Here is a 20,824-nt window from a genome sequence, read left to right as displayed (position 1 = left end):
AAAGTCATATCTATTTTGAATGGGTTGTCATAACTCTAAGTTAAGTTAGACTAATTTTTAGTACGTTTTGTAATAAGTAATGCCAAAATAATACCTAAAGAAGATGTTACCAATTGAGGCCAACTAGATACAAAAAGCATGGTATTTACAATCTTTGGTGGAAATTCGAACAAAGAGAAGAACAAGGAATATCCCCCAAAGAGTACGCCGGCTTTTACCAAAGCCGCCACAATAATAAGTAAAAGCTTTGGCTTATGTTGTAACCAATGTGCCACAAATACATACGCTGTCGTGCCAAGAGCCGTAATCAAAATGAACGGCGGTAATGGTAACATGCCTTGTAAATGCGCCACCACTGGTGCAATCCAAGCAATGACTAGACCATTTTTCCAACCATAGCGCCACGTCGCCAAAACAAATGTAGCAGATGTAATGGAACCGATGAGGAACATGCTCACCTGATTAGGAATAAAGGGGAAAATGAGGCGCAAGCTTTGCGCCAATAAGGCAACGGCCAACAATAGGCCTGTGCCCGTAATAGACTTTGTAGACATAAGAACCTCCTACTATACGATATAGATTTTACAAGAGGTACCTACCTCACATTTAAAATTAAGCCTCTACAAAATATAGACGTGCTCGATCATATACCCAATTATAAATATAAGTATAACCTAATATGACTAATGTCATCGTTATATCTGTAGCAAAGGCCATCCAAAAACTCATATGCATCATGTACATAATAATAGGCACTGTGGCAAGCATAAACAAACCTTCAAACAACACTGCATGAACCGTGCGAATGATTGGGCCTCGTGCTAATCGATCACCTGGTACTAGTTTATCAAAAATCCAGTTAAACACAAAATTCCAAACCATCGCCAACAAGGAAAAAATAACCATCAAGACCAAAGGCTGCCCCTCATGCGGAACAAACTGCATCACCAAACAGCCAATCAAAACACAGCCTAGCTCATATAAAATCGACTGTACAACACGCTCTGTAGCAGACATAATAATAAACCACCTCCATCAGAAAACCCAAAAAAAGATATTTACTATCATATCAATATTATATTATATTTATTTTCTTAGATTTGTCGAATATTGCCATTTTAAAATAAAAAAAGCCGCGTTGTATCTACTAAGCGACTTGCCCCTCGAAGTGAGTTATGCCATTTTCGGATATAAAGAAAGCCCCTCGTAGTGTTCTTTAAGCTCGACTTGCTTTTCCCAAAGTGAGTATTGCCATTTCAGGATAAAAGAAGCCGCCATATGTCTGTCCAGCGACTTGCCCTCCCGAAGTGAGCTATGCCATTTTCGGATATAAAGGAAGCCCCTCGTAGCGTTCTTTAAACTCGACTTGCTTTTCCCAAAGTGAGTATTGCCATTTCAGGATAAAAGAAGCCGCCATATGTCTGTCCAGCGACTTGCCCTCCCGAAGTGAGTTATGCCATTTTCGGATATAAGGAAAGCCCCTCGTAGCGTTCTGTAAGCTCGACTTGCTTTTCCCAAAGTGAGTATTGCCATTTTAGGATAAAAAGAAGCCGCATTGTATCTACTAAGCGACTTGCAGCGAATGGAGCGCAAGGAGATACAATGCGGCGGAGCACTTTATCCTAAAAGTGGCATTACGAACTGAATCCATGGAATCCCCACCACGATAAATATCGCAAGGTAGATAATCCCAAAGATAGCGCCTAATTTCCAGAATTCAGGCCCTTTGTTATAGCCACTAGCAAACCAGATTGGACTGTGACCAGTACCATATGGTGTAAGAATACCCATAATACCCATTGGTACTAAAAGAATTAACATAACTTGAGCTGGGTCAACGCCAGGAATTTGAAGAATTAGAGTAGCAAATAAGCCTACCATAGCCGTTACATAAGCAGTACCAGATGCAAAGAAGTAACGAAGCAAGCAGAATGCTAACAACAAACCTAGAACAGCCATAGTTGGATCTAGAGACACTAAAGAACCACCTGCAGATTTAGCAAGCCAGTCCAAGAAACCTACATTTTTAAGACCCGCAGCCATAGGTACGAGTGTAGCGAACCAAGTCAAAACATTCCATGCTGGTTTGTTAGCAAGGAAGTCTTGCCATGTCATAATCTTAGTGAAAATCATCAAGATAATAACAATCAAAGCTGTTGTAGTTGGGTTTACTTTAAATGTAGAAGCACCAATCCACAATACAAGAGCCAACACGGAAATCAAGGCCATGAAAATTTCACTGCGCGTCATGGAGCCTAATTTCTTATACTCATCTTTCGCCCACGCCGCAATTTCAGGGGAACCTTTTACCTCTGGTTTGCAGAATACATAGGTCAATAGTGGTGTGATGATAAACAAGATGAGACCTACTGGCAAGAATGCTAGGAACCATGTGCCCCAGTTAGCAGCTACGATACCAGATTTAGCAGACAATTCAAGGGCTAATGGGTTTGGCGCTGCACCAGTCAAGAAAATAGAGCTAGATACACATGTAGTTGCCAATGCTACCCAGTTCAAATAAGAACCAATTTTACGAGGGTTCTTATCTGGATAAGAATCGAACATTGGACAAATACTAGATACGATTGGGTAAATCGTACCACCAGAGCGAGCCGCATTACTTGGAATAAACGGAGCCAACACAAGGTCAGTAATAGCAATGGCATAACCAAGACCTAAAGAGGACTTACCAAGCTTTGCTACCAAGAACAAGGCAATACGACGGCCAAGACCAGAGTTTTCATAGCCAATACCAATCATGAAGGCTGCAAAGATCAACCAAACGATGGCGTTAGAGAAACCACTGAGGCCCCAACTGATAGCTTGTGCATCAGTAATCGCCTTTGCTACACCCGTTGCTTTATCTACTACAGGGGCAGGACCTACTTTAAACAACATAGATACGGTAACTGCAATGATACCGATAAAAGCTGGTGGCATTGGTTCTAAAATCAAACCTACCACGAGGCCAGCAAAAATACTTACGTAAATCCAAGAATTTGCGCTAAGGCCTTCAGGAGCACCGATGAGCCATACAAGAATAGCTACAACAAGCGGTGCGAATAATTTCCAATTCAACTTCATTAGAAACTCTCCTTACTACTTCAAAACAAAATATAAAAAATAAATGCAAAAAAATGCTTATATAGTATATCAGAATTTTTTATAAGATGATATAAACTCAATCATAATACTTATTAATTGATAATAAACTTTTAGTAATATCTTTAGTCATAATACTAAACACACTAGATAATTTAAATTTTATCCAATATAATATAAATATCGAAATTTATTAATTTATTAAGAGTAAGAGGCTTCCAATGAAACCATTTATATATTATATAAAACCTTTATGGTTGCCTGCTGTTATAGTATCGTTTCTTTCGTTACTCACGGTAGCGGGCACATTATATATACCAACATTGACGGCATCAATCATTAATGACGGCGTTCTCAAAGGCGATCTAGAGATGATTGCCAACTCTAGCATGAACATGCTTGTTGTGGCATTACTAACAGTACTATCCGCTATCCTAGGCGTTGCTATGAGTGCTCATATTTCAGCATCTGTAGGCAAGGTATTGCGTGATGATCTAGTGAAAGCATTACAATATTTTTCACTCCGAGACTTTACGCACTTTGGTACTGGCACCATATTGATGCGCACAAGCCGGGACGTAGAAAAAATTCAGTCGGTCCTAGGAGAAGGATTAAATATGATTCTCCCTATGCCGATTATGATATGTGTTGGCCTCGGTCTTACCTTCTACAAAAGTTGGCAACTAGGGCTCGTCATCCTCGCCGTAATGGCTTGTATGATACTCACCATTATCTTTATTGAAAGCCGGGCCTTACCACTTATCAAGGCTATACAATTAAAGCTAGACGATATCACCGATATGGTTCGGGATCACATCGTAGGTATGCCAGTGATTAGAGCTTTCAACAGAAGAACCTATGAAAACAAAAAAGAAATTGCTATTTTTACAGAGTCCGCACAGCTCAACAAAAAATTACGCCAAACCTTTGCCATCGGTTTACCGACTATACTCATTCTATTTAATGTGAGCACCGTTGCCATTCTCTGGCTCGGTGGCTACAACGTCAGCATGGGATCCCTGCAGGTAGGTGATATCATGGCCGTTATCGAGTATGCGAACCTCATCCTATTGAGTATGCTCATGGCCATATTCGTCATCATCGACATCCCTGAAGCTATTGTATGTTATTCTCGTATTCGTGAGTTGTTAGAACACGAAAACACCGATACCTTCCCTGAACCATATAATAGCAACATTATAAATTTAAATTCTCACTCTACAAAGTATTCTACTAATCAAGAAGAGAGCCAAAACTTTGCGGTAACGGCAAACGATGATACACCTCTTTTGGAGTTCCGCAATGTTACGTTCCGTTACGATAATGCGGAGTCTCCTGCGCTAGAGAATATCTCTTTTGTGGTACATCACGGCGAAACCTTAGCCATAATGGGTGATATCGGTTCTGGTAAAAGTACAATCACCAACCTTATTCCTCGACTCTTCTCTATTGAATCTGGAGATATTCTCTTTAAAGGTACGTCCATCTATGAATGGAATATAGATGACTTACGCGCACGCATCGGCTATGTGCCACAACGAGCTTACTTATTTACAGGCACGGTAGACATGAACGTCCGGTATGGTTCAGCGCCAAATCAAGATATTACCGCTCAAGATGTAGAAAATGCATGTCGACTCTCTAAGGCAGATGAATTTATAAGTCGCCTTGAAGGTGGTTACCAGTATATGGTTGCCCAAGGTGGTACTAATCTATCTGGTGGTCAACGTCAGCGCCTTGCCATGGCTAGAGCCTTAGTTCGCAAACCGGATTTATTCATATTCGACGACAGCTTCTCTGCCCTCGACGGCACTACAGAGCGTGCTGTTCGTACCGCACTACATGAAGAGTTACAAAAGGATAATCGCCCTGCTCTCATTTCTGTGGAGCAAAAGGTAAGCGCTACTAAAAAAGCAGACCACATTCTAATTATTAACAGAGGTCAAGTTGCAGGATACGGCACACATGATGAACTGGCAACCACCTCGACTGTATATCAACAGATTTTAGCATCTCAGGAGGTGACAGCATGAGCCCATTACGTCGTTTCCTAATCGAATCTAAAAGCCAATGGGGATGGCTAGCGCTCCTCATCTTAGCTCTCATTACAGCGGCTACATTTGAGGTCTCTGCTCCAGTCTTACTAGGTAGAATTGTAGATGCTATCGTCAGCGGTTTAAAAACAGATCAAGATATTAATACGATTATTGCCTCTGTAGATACGATTATTCTCTGGCTCATCGCACTCTATAGTGGACATGCACTATTTACTTACTTTGGTGAGTATATGATGTCCTCTATTGGTTCTAAAACAGTATTAGCTTTACGCACACGCATGAGCACCCACCTATACTCATTGCCTATAGAGTACTTTCACGATCACCAGCGAGGCGATTTACTAAGCCGACTCACCTCTGACTTAGATGCCGTTGCTGAAACTATAGGTGAAGGCGTACCGGGCCTTGTATCTGCCATTATCGGTATTATAGGTGCCACGGCTATGATGATTTGGATAAGCCCGATGCTAGGCATCTCTATCATCGCCATTATATGTATTGGTATCCTATGTTTAACATGGTTATCTAAACGGGCTCGTCGGGTTTATCTCAAAAACCAAAGCGCATTAGGTGCTTTCAACAGTGGCATAGAGGAAATTGTAGTAGGAAAACCGATTATCCAAACCTTTGGCCTTGAAGATACTACGACAAATCAAGTACAGATACTGAACGAGAATCTATTTAAAAGTATGAGAAGCGCTGCTTTTACGAGTCAACTCGTTGAACCTCTTGTAAAGTTTCTAAATCAATTCACCTATTGCCTCGTTGCTATTCAAGGGGGCCTCATGGTATTACGAGGCTCTATTTCTATCGGCGATATCCAAGCCTTCTTCCTCTATGTAGGACAAGTTTCAGATCCACTCTCTCGCAGTTCCTACATTATGACAAAATTCCAAGAAACGGCTGCCGCTTTAGGCCGTATTTATGAGGTTATAGATACACCAGCTGAAATTGATAAGGGCACCAAAACATTAGGCGATACAACAACACATACAGGCACTATCGATTTTGAACATGTTGATTTCGGCTATACACCATCCAATGTGTTTATGAAAGATATCAACATTCATATTCCTGGTGGATCCATGGTGGCCATTGTAGGCCCTACGGGAGCTGGTAAATCAACCTTGGTAAACCTTATCATGCGCTTTTATGATATTATGAAAGGCCGTATTACCATTGATGGTGTCGACATTCGTGACATATCTCGTGAAAGCTTACATAATACGGTAGGCATGGTATTACAAGATGCTTGGATTTTCACAGGCACCATTGCGGATAACATCGGCTACGGTAAACAAAATGCAACACGAGAAGAAATTGAATATGTTGCAAGGCTAGCTATGGCAGATCACTTTATCCGTACCTTACCAGATGGCTACGATACTGTGCTCAAACAAGGTGGTGATGATCTATCCCAAGGTCAACGCCAATTGATTACTATCGCTCGCGCATTCTTAGCGGACCCTAGTATTCTCATCCTCGACGAAGCAACGGCTAACGTCGACACTCGAACCGAGGTGGAGGTTCAAAAAGCAATGAATACCCTCCTCAAAGGTCGTACAAGCATCGTAATCGCCCACCGCTTGTCTACAATCAAAAATGCTGACTTCCTACTCGTAGTAGAAAACGGCACCATTGTGGAACAAGGAACACATCACGAACTAATCGAACGTGGTGGTCACTATAAAGAACTCTATGAAAACTATGCGGCAGGTATGACCGTATAGTCAAGGTTCCAATAAATATCTAATCTCTATTAATGTATAAATAATAAAAGCGATACCTAAACTCTTTAGTATTAGAGAAATAAATTAGGTATCGCTTTCATATTTTATTTATCTATAATCATACCACCAGTAGCCTTTAAATCCTCATACACCTTATATCCAGCTTTAAGGTGTTCTATTTGATTTTCTGGAACTACATAATCAAATTTATACTTATCACCTTGGAGACGAATTATAGGATTGGAACCTTCAATTAATATTTTTATACCAGGAGCTAGTTTTTCAAATGGTACATCAAGAAATTCATATTTCCCACCCATAACAATTTGAGTACTTTTACCTCCACCAGATTGACCAGCAAAACTATTAATTTCATAATCCCATCGATTTTGATCAGTTGAGAAAATAATCTTATCCCAAAATACCCAATCAATACCATCTGAGAAATTGACGATTTTAATACGTTCATTAATAAAATTATCTTTATTAATCGCATACCAATAGACTGCATCTTGTGGCGGTATTAATTCACCCCAAGGTTTGTAAATAACACTTTTCTCAACCTTATCCTCATATTGTGGAACCTGAGAAAGAATTGTTACAAGTTCATTAGATTTTTCTTTTTTTTGCTCAGCAGTAACTACCGTAGCACTATTTGAATTACTACTATCATCTGCTTTATTTGTCAGCGCAACGCCAACAAAAAATAGGACTATCATAACTATAGTTGTTAAGAACACCTTTTTACGATTTGGATTTTTCTCATTTTTAGGAAAAACATGTTTTGGTGAAATTATACCTATAACAAAAAACATAATAATAAATAAAAATATTAAAGCTACAATTACAGAGTACATATATATCCCCTTTCTCTATAACCCCTTGCACAAACTTCACATTAACCTCATTTTACGTTAATTTATATATATTTACCAATAAACAATTCATAAATCTTTCATAAAACTTTCTATCTAAACAAAAGAACCACTGATAATCTATAACTAATCAGTGGTTCTTTTATTTGTGCTCATGCACAGCACGTTTCCTATATTCTATTCACCTTTTGGTACGAACCATAGGCCGTTGTTATTTTTTTCCATGTAGTCTTTAAATTCTTGAGAGTGGTAAGCTGCTACAAGGTCTTTTGCCCATTGTGCATCTTTATTTTTCTCGTTAACTACTACTTGTAACAACCATTGTGGCAATACATCTTCGTTAGCCAACGCTGATTTTGGATCAATTTTTGCATTATAAATGATAGCACCGGTAATAACAATATAGTCGAAATCAGTACGTACAGAAGGAATTGTAAGAGATTTCATTTCAGTAAATTTAAGATGTTTAGGATTTTCAATGATATCAGCTTGTGTTACTGTTGCTAAATCTTTGTTAGGATCAAGTTTAATCCAACCGATTTTTTGCAACAATGCATAGGCACGAGCCATGTTAGATGCATCATTTGGTACTGCAATAGTATCACCATCTGCCACTTGGTCTAAAGAGGTTTTAGAACCGCTAAAGATACCTGCTGGCACCGTTGGAATTGGAGTCAACGCTACAAGATGACCATTTTGTTTTTCGTTGAAGTTTTTCATGTATGCTGTATGTTGTTCAACGTTGAAATCTACTTCACCATCGCTCAACACTTGGTCCGCTTGTACCAAATCAGACATATCTACACCTTTAAAGGTATAGCCTTGTTTTTCCAAAATTGGTTTTACACCTTTTTCAAATAGTTCAGAGTAAGGGCCTTGAGACTTACTATAGGATAATTCCTTTTTAGCACCATTATCGCTATTATTGGAACCGCAGCCTGCGATAAAAGCTACGCTAAATACTAATGCCGCGCCAAGGGCAAGAAGTTTTTTAAATTTCATAGTACATTCTCCTATACTTTCACAATCAATATAACCAAAATCTATTTCATCAAATTATGAACGACGCGCACGACGTGCAAAGTAGTTACCTATGGTTTGAATAATTTGAACAAAAATAATTAAAATAACAACGGTAAATAACATCAATGGGAAGTTCAACCGTTCATAACCATAGGTAAGAGCCAAGTCACCTACACCACCTGCACCAATGGCACCAGCCATAGCAGTAGCACCGATAAGACCTATAGTACCTGTTGTAATGGATAAGATAAGCGATCCCTTTGCCTCTGGTAAAAGGAAATGCCAAATCACCTCAAAATGAGAGGCCCCCATAGACTGTGCAGCCTCAATAATGCCTTTATTGACCTCTAAAATAGAGTTTTCAAAGAGTCGAGCAAGATAAGGCGCAATGAATATAACAAGCGGTACAATAGCCGCCGTTGTGCCCACACGAGTACCAACAATCATCTTAGTCAACGGTAAGATAAACACCATCAAGATGATAAATGGTACGGAACGCACGATATTAACAATTGTATTTGTAATGGTATAAACAACACTATTTTTAACAATCCCATTAGGATTTGTTACCACCAGTGTAACTGCAATAATTAACCCTAGTATTGTACCAATGAATAAAGACAGGAACACCATATATAATGTCTGTTCTGCAGCTAGTACTAACTGCGAACCCGGAACTCCAAGTTCTTGCATAAAGAAGTCCATTATAGTGTCACCTCCTGCCATTCGATGCCTTGTGTCACAAGATACTCTTTTACCTTGCCCACTTCCAAATCATCACCAATAAACTGAACAATGAAAATACCAAGTACCGTATGCTCTAACTCTGTTACCGTAGCAAACAACACACTCGTTTCTAAATCAAAGGTTTTATTAATATGATATAGCACATTATCAGTTGTATTATTTCCTAAGAAGTGCATTTTAAGTATTGTGTAAGGCCTTTTATCACAAGCCAAGGTATGTTTAACTGTAGATGGGATTTCATCAGGAATAACAGTCCTAACAAATCGTTTTGTTGTTTCATGCTTAGGTTTACTAAACACCTCAAGTACAGAACCTCTCTCGATAAGCTTCCCATGTTCCATAACTACAACGCGATTACATATCTTTTGGATTACATCTATCTCATGAGTTACGATAACGACTGTTACCCCTAGTTCACGATTAACGCGTTCTAATAATTGAAGAATAGACTCTGTCGTATCTGGATCAAGAGCACTTGTTGCTTCATCGCAAAGCAGAATTGATGGATCTGTAGCCAACGCACGAGCAATACCAACGCGCTGCTTTTGACCACCAGATAATTCTCCTGGATAGGCATTTGCTTTATCACCTAAATCAACAAAGTCTAACAAGGTTTTAACCTTGTTATCAATCTCTGATTTAGAAACTTTATTTAGAATTAATGGAATCGCCACATTATCATAAACAGATTTAGCATTCAATAAATTGAACTGTTGAAACACCATGCCGATGCGCTTACGAACCTTTCTGAGCTCGTTAAAACTTAAGCCATTGATATTCACACCATCTATTTCAACATGACCAGAGGTAGGTACCTCTAAAGCATTAATCATGCGTAACAGTGTAGATTTACCGGCTCCACTAAAGCCAATAATGCCAAATATGTCGCCTTTTTCTATGGTAAAGTTTACATCAGATAATGCAGTAACCTTTTGCTTATTAACATCAAACTCTTTCGTTACATTTCGTATAGCAATCACTGTACCACCTCTTTTCCTACAATTCAGTAGGAATTAATTTTAAATTTAAAACATATCTATAAGGTATGATTTAATTATGTACTTAGATTACTACAATTTATAAGGACTGTCAAACCAAAAAAGAACCTCACCAGTTAAAAGGTTGAGGTTCTTTTATTATATAGCTCTTATCTTATAAGGGTTCACATCCCTATTTATCTAATTTTATTTTTTTACATCAAGCTGAACCAATTCAGACACTAACAAAAATAAATTATCTATATTGATTAAAAAGGTATAAAGATCCTAGTATAATAGGCGCCCCAATATAGAGCCCCATATTAGGAATTTCTCCCAATAAAAATGCGGCTACAATAGCTGCCACTATGGGCGAGATATACATAAAGTTGGTTACATCTGAAACCTTTTCCGCATGTTCCAAGGCATAGCTCCAGAAAACAAAGCCTAACGCACTAGAAAGAAATGCTAAATAGGCCATGGCAAATTTTACACTAATCGGTGCCACAGCTATCATTTCAATGGCATGTTCCGCAAAAGGCAAAGCCATAATGGTACCTGTAAACATAGACCACATGGCGATAGTGATAGGCTTATATCCTTTTAAACTAAGGCCACGATTAAGGATATTATAAACTGCAAAGAGTGTCATCCCCAGCAAAGTCCATAATGCACCTGTAGGAATTGTAAGGGTTGAATTCCAAAGAATAATTATGGCTACACCTATAAAAGCTGTTATTGTAAATAACCAGCCTATGGGGCGTATTTTATCTTTATAAACAATCATGGCCATCAGTGCCGTCGTCATCGGAGTCAAAGCCATAATAATACTGGATGTGGCCGCCGGAATTGTGCGCAAACCTTCATTAAAAACAACTTGGTAAACAAAATTCCCTGTGGCGCCTAACAGAATATATAGTCCCCACTCACGCCATGTTGTCGGTATGTGTAAGCCTTTTACAACACCGATTACTAGCATAAGTAAGGCCCCACCCATAACCCTTGCCACAGAAAGTGTTAATGAATCTACGGATTGTAATGCTATTTTACTGAAAGGAAATGCAGTAGCCCATACAGCAATTGTAGCAGATGCACCTAAAAGTGCTTTCTTTCGATTTGTCATTAACATCCGCCTTTCAATAGTATTCGCCTATACAATCTTATAATCCACTTTGATTAACGTATATTCTATCCAAATTATTTCTATTTTGATTCATTCTACCAAGATCATGTTATCTACATGTTTTATAGCTTAATAACACTATCTCAATAGTACCATAATATACCCCTAACACTACAATAAATTAAATCATACTTTTTATTCCTATGAAGGGGATGATTTCTTCCTTATGGGACCTACAAAATGTGTAACAAAGTCGTTGGAACAAATAATAACGCTTTATGAAAACTATGTAGCAAATATGTCCATATAATTAATACAACTATTCACTTAACTTGACTATTGTAAGTTCACTATTGATTCCATTAATTTCAATTTGATTTTCTGATTCAGACACAGAAAAATCGTCTACAAGATGTCCACGATCTTCAAAGAGCAATTTAGTGCGAATACCTTTTTTCACCGCTTTGAAAGCATACTCGTGAGGGACATGCAGCCGAGATTTCGCCGATATCTGATTCACATCAATTCGCCCCGTATAATCCGCTATATATATCTCCATTGGAGAGTTGTTATCCAACTCTATATGACTGTTACCGCCGGCAATATAAATTTCTTTAGCCTCTCCATCTAGCTCAAACTTTTCACTAATAATATCAAATAGCTCCAGTTTCTCACAATGGGTCGCTAACTCCGTATCTCCCATATATTTTTCAGGCAAATTTATAAAAATCGACAGATGTTCTTTTACAAGCTCTTCACATAAGGATTTGGAACGATTTACATCCACATCGATACGCCTTTTGATATCATCGATTTTTACTTTCACCAGTTCCGTCAAATTTTCAATAGTATCACTGACCAGTTGAACCTTTATCTTCTCACCCTCTCCAGCTCTCATTTTTACGCGATTAACAGAACCCAGTTTAATGTCGAAATGTTTTATCTCATCGATATCGTATTCTACAATACTTTCATAAGGATATCGAGGTTTAACCGCTTCTTCTGAAAGTAATTCATCCACAGAGACATGGAATACACCTGAAAGAGCCTTTAAATTCGAAATATCCGGCATCCCATTGCCCGATTCCCATTTTGTTATGGCCTGTCTTGACACATTGAGCGTTTCCGCCAATTTTCCCTGAGATAATCCGAATTGTTTTCTATACTCCCGTAATTTTTCATTAAAATCCATAATGTGACCTCCTATTTTAGGCAATATCAGTTACTCTTCAACAAGAGCTGCTCAGAGTATAGTACATAGTATCAATGAAGAAAAGAAACGCTTGTTTTCTTGTCCAGCAACGTTCCGTAGCATCACAATATACGTGCATTTATAAAGACTTACAGGCTAATTCTGTACAAGATGTAAACGACCGCTTGAACTATACACAAATATAAGCTATCCAATATTATTGAAAAATCGGAATTCAAGGTTTCTTAACAATATTGATATGCAATTTCATATTATTATATATGCATCAAGTGAGATCACAAAAAGCAAAAGCTCATATAAGCCGCTATATAAAAGCAAATCCCAACAATTTAGCTTATGAAAGTTTATGAGATACTTCACAAAATCGCATAGTATGTATTGAAAATCTATATCATCTATTCATTGTAGAATTGCTACAAACATTGTACACTATAGGCATAGAAATCTATAGTTATATCCTTTTATGGAGGTGCAAAATGCAACATACTGCATGGAAAGATTTTAACACAGGTGTGTGGGATAAAGCCGTTGATGTACGCGACTTTATTCAAAGAAACTATATTCCCTATGAAGGGGACGATTCCTTCCTTTCTGGTCCTACAGAACGAACAACAAAATTGTGGGAACAAGTAATGAAGCTTTATGAAGAAGAACGTGAAAAAGGCGGCATGCTCGATGCTGATACTTCTGTGGCCACACACATTACTGCCCATGCGCCAGGATATATCGACAAAGACCTTGAAACAATCGTTGGTTTGCAAACTGACAAACCTTTAAAACGCGCTATGTTCCCATATGGTGGTTTGCGTACGGCAAAATCCGCTATCGAAGAATACGGATTCAAAATGGATCCGCAAACAGAGGACTTCTTCAAGAAACATCGCAAAACTCACAATGATGGCGTATTTGATGTATATACTCCAGAAATGCGTGCTGCACGTACAGCTCATATTGTAACTGGTTTGCCAGATGCGTACAGCCGCGGTCGTATTATCGGTGACTATCGTCGTATCGCTCTTTACGGGGTTGATTATCTCATTGAAGATAAAAAAGAACAATTTAGCATCACAATGGGTGACATGCTAGAGGATGTCATTCGCGACCGTGAAGAAATACAAGATCAAATCCGTTCTTTGAAAGAATTGAAAGAGATGGCAGCGTCCTATGGCTATGATATTTCCAAACCAGCTAAGGATGTTCGTGAAGCTATGCAATGGATTTACTTCGGCTATCTTGGTGCCATTAAAGAGCAAAACGGTGCTGCTATGTCCATTGGCCGTAACTCCACATTCCTCGATATCTATGCGGAACGAGACCTTCGCAACGGCACATACACAGAGGAACAAATCCAAGAATTCGTAGACCATTTCATCATGAAATTGCGCATGGTTCGCTTCGCACGTATCCACGAATACAACAATTTGTTCACAGGTGACCCTGTTTGGACGACTGAATCCATCGGTGGTATGGGTACTGACGGCCGTACATTGGTTTCTAAGATGTCCTTCCGTTACCTACATACATTGACTAACCTTGGTCCTGCTCCAGAACCAAACCTCACTGTATTATGGTCCCCTCGCATGCCTATCGGTTTCCGCCGTTTCTGTGCGAAATTATCCATCGAAACATCTTCCATTCAATACGAAAACGACGAATTGATGCGTCCTAACTCTGGTGATGACTACGCCATCGCATGTTGCGTATCCCCAATGCGTATCGGTAAAGAAATGCAATTCTTCGGTGCTCGTTCCAACTTGGCTAAATGCTTGCTTTACGCAATCAATGGCGGCGTTGACGAAAAGTTGAAGAAACAAATTGGTCCTAAATACCGCCCTATCACTTCCGAATACTTAGAATTTGACGAAGTATGGGAAAAATTCGACGACATGATGGAATGGTTGGCAGGCGTATATGTAAATGCATTGAACATCATTCACTACATGCACGATAAATATGCTTATGAAAAACTAGAAATGGCATTGCATGACCGCAAGGTAACTCGTTGGTTTGCAACTGGTATCGCTGGTTTATCCGTAGTAGCAGACTCCTTATCTGCTATTAAATATGCTAAGGTAAAACCTATCCGTGACGAAAATGGCATCGCTGTTGATTTCGAAATCGAAGGCGACTTCCCTAAATATGGTAACGATGATGACCGTGTAGATGGCTTGGCAGCAAAAGTTGTTTCCACATTTATGAACAAGATTCGTAAACATCCTACATATCGTCAATCCGTTCCTACTATGAGCTTGTTAACAATTACTTCCAACGTAGTATATGGTACTGCTACAGGTTCTACTCCAGACGGCCGTAAAGCTGGCGAAGCTTTCGCTCCTGGCGCGAACCCAATGCACGGTCGTGATTCTCACGGTGCCGTATCTTCATTGGCATCCGTAGCTAAAATGCCATGGCGTGATTGCTCCGATGGTATTTCTAATACCTTCTCTATCATTCCGGACGCATTAGGTAAATCTGGTGAAACATTTGTTTCCGTTAGCGATTTTGATATTGAGTTAGACCCTTCTCAATTGCCTAACAGCAATACAAACTTCGCATGTAGCGAACCAAATGTTACTATAGAGGAAGATAAGTAAAATCTTCCACAGTATCGAACTGCTTTCACCGGCATCGATACGTGTGTTAGTCTTGGTTGAAAGGAGGTTATACCCATGAGCAACCAACAAGTTGATAACTTGGTAGAGTTATTGGATGGTTATTCCCAAAAGGGCGGCCATCATTTGAACGTTAACGTGTTCACTCGTGAAACATTGTTAGACGCTCAAAAACATCCTGAGTTGTACCCTCAATTGACGATTCGTGTATCCGGTTATGCGGTGCACTTCAACAAATTGACAAAACAACAACAGGACGAAGTTATTTCCCGTACATTCCATCAACGTATCTAATCGAGGTTTCCTATGACTGGACGTATTCATTCGGTTGAAACGATGGGTACGGTTGATGGTCCAGGCATGCGCATGGTGGTATTTCTTCAAGGATGCCCCATGCGCTGTGCTTATTGCCATAATCCTGACACATGGGATGAAACTAGCGATAATGCTAAATTCATGACCGTAAAGGAATTATGGGACCAGTACGAACGTAACCGCCAATTTTATACTAATGGTGGTATCACCGTCACAGGTGGGGAAGCTCTTATGCAAATCGACTTTGTTATTGAGCTTTTCACATATTTCCGTGAAAGAAACGTCCATACCTGTTTAGATACAAGTGGAATTTGTTTTGACCCCCACCAAGAGGTGGCATACCGTAAATTACTCAGTGTGACTAGTCTCGTCATCCTAGACATTAAGGAAATCGATCCAGCCAAGCATTTATGGTTAACAGGTAAACCGTTAGAGCCCATTCTCGGGTTTGCACGATTGACGGCAGACGTGGAAGTTCCGATTTGGGTTCGTCACGTAGTAGTCCCTACGATTACAGATAATGCCGATCGTCATTATCGTCTAGGCTTTTTTCTAGGATCTCTGAAAAATTTACAAGCCGTTGATTGCTTACCTTATCACGTTATGGGTATTGCTAAATATAAGGAGTTAGGTATTCCCTATCGCCTAGAGGGCATCCCAGCTGCAACGAAAGATATTGCAGCTAAAGCGACAAGAACCGTGGTGGAAGGCATCAAGGCCTATAGACGCCATTGGTGGAGTCCCATCAAAACACAACATCAATCATAATCAAGTTTGAGGATAACTACCTCCCTTGATATATATAAATATATATACCAAAACTTGATCTATGATAGCCCTAATCAATAGAGCCGCCCCCATACAACCGGGGACGGCTCTTATTGCATTTAAATAAACTTTCTATCATACAAACGGGCAGCGATGAGGACCACTAAACAAGATCCCACATTATGCACTAATGCACCTGTAGTAGGCGTCAAAACCTCAAGCAATGAGAGAATAATAGCGATACAATTAATGGCCATTGATAAAGCAATACTAAATTTTATAGTTTTAATCGTAGCATCTGATAGTCGCTTAATATAAGGAATTTTGCTAAGGTCATCACTCATCAAAGCAATGTCTGCTGTTTCTATGGCAATATCACTACCAATAGTCCCCATTGCAATACTCACATCAGCAGTCTTCATAGCCGGAGCATCATTAATTCCGTCGCCAACCATACAAACCTTGTGATGTTTCCCTTGCAAAGATTCGATAATACTTACTTTTTCTCCTGGTAAAAGCTCCGCATGTATTTCGTAAACACCAGATTTCTTTCCAATATATGTAGCTGCGGCTTTACTATCACCAGTAAGTAATACTGTTGTCATATCTAAGCTTGAGATATCAGATATCATATTTATCGCATCATTTCGCATTGTATCAGATAATGTAATGATACCTATAATATGCTCTTTATCTGCAATAATGACAGATACCTTTCCTTCACTTCGATATACATTAACGATTTGTTGAATAGACTCACATACAATAATATTATGCTCTTCAAGGAATCGTTCATTTCCACAATATAATGTAACACCGTTTATTACGGCAATAACGCCCCTTCCTACGGACATCGTAAACGAAGTAGTATCAAGTATTTCTAAATCTTGATGTATGGCATGAGAAACGATAGCCTTGCCAATAGGATGCTCGCTCTTAGCCTCTGCAGATGCAGTTAATTGAAGAATATCGACCTCACTATAATCTGTATCAACGACCAAAATAGATTGAACCGATAACTGGCCACGTGTTAATGTGCCGGTTTTATCAAATGCCATGGTATCCACTTTTCCCATAGTTTCAAGAATTTCACCAGATTTAATAATAACGCCATGTTTAGTAGCTTGACCAATAGCGGCCATAACCGCAGTAGGTGTAGCAAGCACCAATGCACAAGGACAAAATACTACCAACACAGTAACACCGACGATGATATTTCCAGTTACTAGATAGCCTATACATGCAATCATCAATGCAATAGGAACCAATCGACTAGCAACAGTATCAGCTATACGCTGAATCGGAGCCTGTTTCTGTTCCGCATTTCTAATAAGCTGAATCATTTTTTGAATAGAACTATCTTCGCCCACTTTAGTAGCTATAATATCTATGGCACCAAAACAGTTAATAGTTCCACCAAATACATCATCATCAATTGTTTTATCAACAGGTATAGACTCTCCTGTCATAATGGATTGATCTACCGTTGTTTCACCGTTAATGATTCGCCCATCTACAGGTATTGTTTCGCCCGGAAGGATTCGCAAGTAATCACCACTTTGTATAGACTCTACGGAAATCATTATTTCTTTGTTATCTTGTATTTTACGACCCTTAACAGGTGCTAACGAAATTAACTTTTTTAACCCCTTTTTTGCTCGCTCGGTAGTTGCTTCTTCAAGGAGAGCGCCTAAAGCCATAATAAACGCTACCTCACCAGCCGCAAATATATCTCCGATGGCAACGGCTGCAAACATAGCCATGGAAATCAATAGAGCAGACGAGATTTTACTAATTCCCTTATTATATACGATCCTTCGAATAGATAAATACACAAGAGGAAAACCACAAATAATAACGGTAACCCAAGAAGGCTCAAAAGGGAATATATTTTGAAACGAACTCTGTCCACCAAACTCCTCTATCAAATGCGGAATCCCATCAAGCAGTAAAAATAGCCCTGCTAAAATCGTCATATATAAACCAGATAATATACCATGTATTCGACGTACCATACAGCAATCCCCTTATCAGACTTTCACTATCAATATGAATTGAATTATGACTATACTTACAGTACAATAATTACGATAGCGAACACTTTGTTCACTTTAATTGTATCAACCTATGGTTTTAATACAATATATAAAACATCGCATATGTTCATTACGGAACATATATGATGTTTTGTACTAAAAGTATGACAGGAGTTAATATGGATCGTAGACAGAAAAGGACTCGTAAAGCTATATTTATAGCTTTTAACGAATTATTATCTAATAAAGCATATGACAAAATCACCGTTCAGGAAATCATTAGTGCCGCAGATATTGGACGCACCACATTTTATGCTCATTTCGACACAAAAGAGGCATTACTAGAAGCCCTCTGCGAAGACTTATTTTTACATATAAAAGATAGTATTAATCATTTACCTCATGCTCATGGGCTTTATCAACAAAATATTTACCCAGTCTCAGTATTTGGTCATTTATTACAACATTTACAGCAAAATGAAAATAAAATACTTGAACTACTAGCTAGTGATAATAACGAAATCTTTTTGCGCTATTTTAGAGATCATTTAAATGAGTTGGTACAAAGATATTTCATCAATCAAGACCGTAAAGCAAATACAAATCTACCGGATGACTTTATTATCAATCATATTTCAGGTAGTTTTGTGGAAATGGTGTTATGGTGGGTAAAAAACGGCATGAAAGAATCACCTACAAAATTAGACAATTACTTTCATGCCGTTATAGAACCTATTATATAATTAGGGTATTCGGATTTTATGGTGGAAAAGGGCTTATAAATCACCCTTCTCCAAATTCTTAATAAGTGTGGAAAAATCGACACCTAAGTTGTCTGTAATGTCGTGATCATTCACTTCATACCAATTGAAAGTATCGTATAACATAGCTTTATTGAAAGCACTTGAATTAAATCGTGGCTTACGCTTTTTATGGAGCTTCTCATTGAAAAGGATTTTGGCTCGTAAGGCATCAAACGAGTAACCTCTACCCATTCGCTCTACCTGCCTAATAATGCTGTTAATTGACTCCGTATAAGCATTAGTGAGCCTTTTATCAAAGTAGTTGAATATTTCAACATGCCAGTTGTCTACGGCTCTCACGAGGTCTTTATATGCGTCTTTAGAGTTGCTGGACATACAACGGTGTCTCCATTGACTATAACGAAGATGACCTTCATCTGGATCAGGAGTATCCCATATCCAGTAAAACTCTTCTTTGAGTTCATAGGCTTCTTTTAAAGCAGGAAGATTACCTAACCAAGTATCTAAGAGGAATGATTCACGTTCATTTAGATCGTGTTTACGCTTTAGAAGGATAAACCTTTCACGCATAAGGGTACGTCTTTCTTTTTGGCTCATATGGGCTTTCAAAGACTTTCTGACGTTATCTCTAAGGCTTGATTAGCCATTCTAACTACATGAAACTTATCTACGACAACTTTAGCGTGTGGAAGGATAGTGTTCACTGCGTCTTTGTAGGGCTTCCACATATCCATTGTGACGTACTCAATGTAAGTCCTGTCACTGATTTCTGAAAGACGTTGGATGACTGTTTCCTTGTTACGGTTAGGCTTGATGTCATAAATAGTCCTGCGTTCAATATTAGTCAATACAAGCCGAGGTCTACGGATAATATGTATCTCGTCTATCCCAAGCCACTTAGGAGTTTCAAACTGGTATTCACGTTCTTTGAGTGCCACATAGTCCTTAAAAACGTTCCTAATGGTTTTCTCGTCAACACCAACGCTTTCTGCGACTTCTACAAAGGTCTTAGACATGGATTGCTCTTGAATGGACTTTAAAAGCCTTTTGGTCATACTACGCTTTTCATCTACAGATATAGGCGTTCCCAGAAGGTAGATCCGCATTTACGACACTTGTATCGTCTACGGTTCAATTGTAAGCCCACTCGCTTTAAACGAATGGGCAAATCCATAATTAGTTGATTTCTTGAACTGTGTTTGTACAACTTGTCAAAACCACATTCAGGACAACGTTCAGGTGGTCCGACTGCTTCAACTTTAAACGTCATATCGGTTTCATTTTTTTGTGGCGGTTCTATTGTTTTAATGTCTGGTAGGGATAATAAGTCTGACATATTATTCATCCTTTATTACTCAGCGGTGTTAAGGTATCAATTATAGATTTGATGTCGAAATCATCAGTGTTAAATTATTTTTGTGACCACAAATGCACTTAGAAAATCCCTTAAAGCATTAGCTGGTTCACTTGAATAGGGAGTTG

General features: G+C 38.9%; 19 protein-coding genes. 6 read left to right on the top strand and 13 right to left on the bottom strand.

Going from position 1 to position 20,824, the window contains the following annotated elements; genetic code table 11:
* Positions 1-50 precede the first annotated feature (50 nt).
* From E6X37_RS05275 to E6X37_RS05265, 3 genes are all read right to left on the bottom strand, one after another.
* Complete coding sequence (locus E6X37_RS05275; RefSeq protein WP_004697864.1) at positions 51-554, bottom strand: ECF transporter S component; 504 nt, start codon at positions 552-554, stop codon at positions 51-53.
* Positions 555-612: 58 nt separating this feature from the next.
* Entirely contained in the window at positions 613-1,017 is a 405-nt protein-coding gene (locus tag E6X37_RS05270; protein ID WP_004697727.1) for a PACE efflux transporter, read from the bottom strand.
* A gap of 600 nt (positions 1,018-1,617) precedes the next feature.
* Positions 1,618-3,084 (bottom strand): DASS family sodium-coupled anion symporter, encoded by a 1,467-nt coding sequence (locus E6X37_RS05265; protein ID WP_004697962.1) that lies wholly within the window; start codon positions 3,082-3,084, stop codon positions 1,618-1,620.
* 239 nt (positions 3,085-3,323) lie between these two features.
* Here E6X37_RS05265 and E6X37_RS05260 point away from each other — a divergent pair, with 239 nt between their 5' ends.
* Together E6X37_RS05260 and E6X37_RS05255 are read left to right on the top strand one after the other, a co-directional pair.
* The gene (locus E6X37_RS05260; protein ID WP_316066658.1) at positions 3,324-5,135 is read left to right on the top strand and encodes an ABC transporter ATP-binding protein; all 1,812 of its coding nucleotides are present in this window, start codon (positions 3,324-3,326) and stop codon (positions 5,133-5,135) included.
* Entirely contained in the window at positions 5,132-6,889 is a 1,758-nt protein-coding gene (locus tag E6X37_RS05255; RefSeq protein ID WP_316689664.1) for an ABC transporter ATP-binding protein, read from the top strand. The genes E6X37_RS05260 and E6X37_RS05255 overlap by 4 nt, the downstream gene beginning before the upstream one ends.
* Before the next feature lie 104 nt (positions 6,890-6,993).
* Here the strand turns inward: E6X37_RS05255 and E6X37_RS05250 are convergent, their stop codons facing one another.
* The 6 genes from E6X37_RS05250 to E6X37_RS05225 form a co-directional block, all read right to left on the bottom strand.
* Positions 6,994-7,746, bottom strand: coding sequence for a hypothetical protein (locus E6X37_RS05250; RefSeq protein ID WP_004697672.1), 753 nt, complete (start codon positions 7,744-7,746; stop codon positions 6,994-6,996).
* Between the two features lie 195 nt (positions 7,747-7,941).
* A complete protein-coding gene (locus E6X37_RS05245; RefSeq protein ID WP_129823631.1) occupies positions 7,942-8,766 on the bottom strand; it encodes a MetQ/NlpA family ABC transporter substrate-binding protein in 825 nt (274 codons plus the stop codon).
* 54 nt (positions 8,767-8,820) lie between these two features.
* The gene (locus E6X37_RS05240; protein ID WP_278604650.1) at positions 8,821-9,492 is read right to left on the bottom strand and encodes a methionine ABC transporter permease; all 672 of its coding nucleotides are present in this window, start codon (positions 9,490-9,492) and stop codon (positions 8,821-8,823) included.
* Complete coding sequence (locus tag E6X37_RS05235) at positions 9,492-10,514, bottom strand: methionine ABC transporter ATP-binding protein (protein ID WP_227065555.1); 1,023 nt, start codon at positions 10,512-10,514, stop codon at positions 9,492-9,494. The genes E6X37_RS05240 and E6X37_RS05235 overlap by 1 nt, the downstream gene beginning before the upstream one ends.
* A gap of 253 nt (positions 10,515-10,767) precedes the next feature.
* Positions 10,768-11,634 (bottom strand): DMT family transporter, encoded by an 867-nt coding sequence (locus E6X37_RS05230; RefSeq protein ID WP_278604649.1) that lies wholly within the window; start codon positions 11,632-11,634, stop codon positions 10,768-10,770.
* A gap of 319 nt (positions 11,635-11,953) precedes the next feature.
* Complete coding sequence (locus tag E6X37_RS05225) at positions 11,954-12,826, bottom strand: helix-turn-helix domain-containing protein (protein ID WP_155086335.1); 873 nt, start codon at positions 12,824-12,826, stop codon at positions 11,954-11,956.
* Between the two features lie 497 nt (positions 12,827-13,323).
* Here E6X37_RS05225 and pflB point away from each other — a divergent pair, with 497 nt between their 5' ends.
* From pflB to pflA, 3 genes are all read left to right on the top strand, one after another.
* Positions 13,324-15,441, top strand: a complete 2,118-nt coding sequence (gene pflB / locus E6X37_RS05220; RefSeq protein ID WP_004697664.1) for a formate C-acetyltransferase — start codon at positions 13,324-13,326, stop codon at positions 15,439-15,441.
* 75 nt (positions 15,442-15,516) lie between these two features.
* Positions 15,517-15,753 carry an autonomous glycyl radical cofactor GrcA3 gene (grcA3, locus tag E6X37_RS05215; protein WP_004693956.1) on the top strand — a complete coding sequence of 79 codons (237 nt, stop codon included), beginning with the start codon at positions 15,517-15,519 and terminating at the stop codon, positions 15,751-15,753.
* Between the two features lie 12 nt (positions 15,754-15,765).
* Complete coding sequence (pflA, locus tag E6X37_RS05210) at positions 15,766-16,542, top strand: pyruvate formate-lyase-activating protein (RefSeq protein WP_004693958.1); 777 nt, start codon at positions 15,766-15,768, stop codon at positions 16,540-16,542.
* A gap of 119 nt (positions 16,543-16,661) precedes the next feature.
* Here the strand turns inward: pflA and E6X37_RS05205 are convergent, their stop codons facing one another.
* Complete coding sequence (locus E6X37_RS05205; RefSeq protein ID WP_316689663.1) at positions 16,662-18,557, bottom strand: heavy metal translocating P-type ATPase; 1,896 nt, start codon at positions 18,555-18,557, stop codon at positions 16,662-16,664.
* Positions 18,558-18,757: 200 nt separating this feature from the next.
* Here E6X37_RS05205 and E6X37_RS05200 point away from each other — a divergent pair, with 200 nt between their 5' ends.
* A complete protein-coding gene (locus E6X37_RS05200; protein ID WP_316689662.1) occupies positions 18,758-19,321 on the top strand; it encodes a TetR/AcrR family transcriptional regulator in 564 nt (187 codons plus the stop codon).
* A 33-nt stretch (positions 19,322-19,354) separates the two neighbouring features.
* On the opposite strand, the gene E6X37_RS10405 is transcribed toward E6X37_RS05200, so the two are convergent.
* Genes E6X37_RS10405 through E6X37_RS10395 form a run of 3 tightly spaced genes read right to left on the bottom strand, consistent with a single transcriptional unit; the run spans position 19,355 to position 20,678 of the window.
* Positions 19,355-19,912 (bottom strand): transposase, encoded by a 558-nt coding sequence (locus E6X37_RS10405; protein ID WP_002881649.1) that lies wholly within the window; start codon positions 19,910-19,912, stop codon positions 19,355-19,357.
* Between the two features lie 35 nt (positions 19,913-19,947).
* On the bottom strand, positions 19,948-20,358 hold the full coding sequence (locus E6X37_RS10400) for a transposase (protein ID WP_252306437.1): 411 nt from the start codon (positions 20,356-20,358) through the stop codon (positions 19,948-19,950).
* A gap of 53 nt (positions 20,359-20,411) precedes the next feature.
* Positions 20,412-20,678 (bottom strand): transposase family protein, encoded by a 267-nt coding sequence (locus E6X37_RS10395; RefSeq protein WP_255324411.1) that lies wholly within the window; start codon positions 20,676-20,678, stop codon positions 20,412-20,414.
* Positions 20,679-20,824: the final 146 nt, after the last annotated feature.

This window comes from Veillonella parvula, assembly GCF_032550495.1.
GTDB lineage: Bacteria > Bacillota > Negativicutes > Veillonellales > Veillonellaceae > Veillonella > Veillonella parvula_G.
Note: the sequence above shows the minus strand (reverse complement) of the source record. Positions and strands in the feature narration are given on the sequence as shown.

Excerpts from the sequence above, each read along its gene's own strand:
- E6X37_RS05275 (WP_004697864.1), bottom strand. The coding sequence starts at position 554 with ATGTCTACAAAGTCTATTACGGGCACAGGCCTATTGTTGGCCGTTGCC.
- E6X37_RS05270 (WP_004697727.1), bottom strand. The coding sequence starts at position 1,017 with ATGTCTGCTACAGAGCGTGTTGTACAGTCGATTTTATATGAGCTAGGC.
- E6X37_RS05265 (WP_004697962.1), bottom strand. The coding sequence starts at position 3,084 with ATGAAGTTGAATTGGAAATTATTCGCACCGCTTGTTGTAGCTATTCTT.
- E6X37_RS05260 (WP_316066658.1), top strand. The coding sequence starts at position 3,324 with ATGAAACCATTTATATATTATATAAAACCTTTATGGTTGCCTGCTGTT.
- E6X37_RS05255 (WP_316689664.1), top strand. The coding sequence starts at position 5,132 with ATGAGCCCATTACGTCGTTTCCTAATCGAATCTAAAAGCCAATGGGGA.
- E6X37_RS05250 (WP_004697672.1), bottom strand. The coding sequence starts at position 7,746 with ATGTACTCTGTAATTGTAGCTTTAATATTTTTATTTATTATTATGTTT.
- E6X37_RS05245 (WP_129823631.1), bottom strand. The coding sequence starts at position 8,766 with ATGAAATTTAAAAAACTTCTTGCCCTTGGCGCGGCATTAGTATTTAGC.
- E6X37_RS05240 (WP_278604650.1), bottom strand. The coding sequence starts at position 9,492 with ATGGACTTCTTTATGCAAGAACTTGGAGTTCCGGGTTCGCAGTTAGTA.
- E6X37_RS05230 (WP_278604649.1), bottom strand. The coding sequence starts at position 11,634 with ATGACAAATCGAAAGAAAGCACTTTTAGGTGCATCTGCTACAATTGCT.
- E6X37_RS05225 (WP_155086335.1), bottom strand. The coding sequence starts at position 12,826 with ATGGATTTTAATGAAAAATTACGGGAGTATAGAAAACAATTCGGATTA.
- pflB (WP_004697664.1), top strand. The coding sequence starts at position 13,324 with ATGCAACATACTGCATGGAAAGATTTTAACACAGGTGTGTGGGATAAA.
- grcA3 (WP_004693956.1), top strand. The coding sequence starts at position 15,517 with ATGAGCAACCAACAAGTTGATAACTTGGTAGAGTTATTGGATGGTTAT.
- pflA (WP_004693958.1), top strand. The coding sequence starts at position 15,766 with ATGACTGGACGTATTCATTCGGTTGAAACGATGGGTACGGTTGATGGT.
- E6X37_RS05205 (WP_316689663.1), bottom strand. The coding sequence starts at position 18,557 with ATGGTACGTCGAATACATGGTATATTATCTGGTTTATATATGACGATT.
- E6X37_RS05200 (WP_316689662.1), top strand. The coding sequence starts at position 18,758 with ATGGATCGTAGACAGAAAAGGACTCGTAAAGCTATATTTATAGCTTTT.
- E6X37_RS10405 (WP_002881649.1), bottom strand. The coding sequence starts at position 19,912 with ATGCGTGAAAGGTTTATCCTTCTAAAGCGTAAACACGATCTAAATGAA.
- E6X37_RS10400 (WP_252306437.1), bottom strand. The coding sequence starts at position 20,358 with ATGTCTAAGACCTTTGTAGAAGTCGCAGAAAGCGTTGGTGTTGACGAG.
- E6X37_RS10395 (WP_255324411.1), bottom strand. The coding sequence starts at position 20,678 with ATGTCAGACTTATTATCCCTACCAGACATTAAAACAATAGAACCGCCA.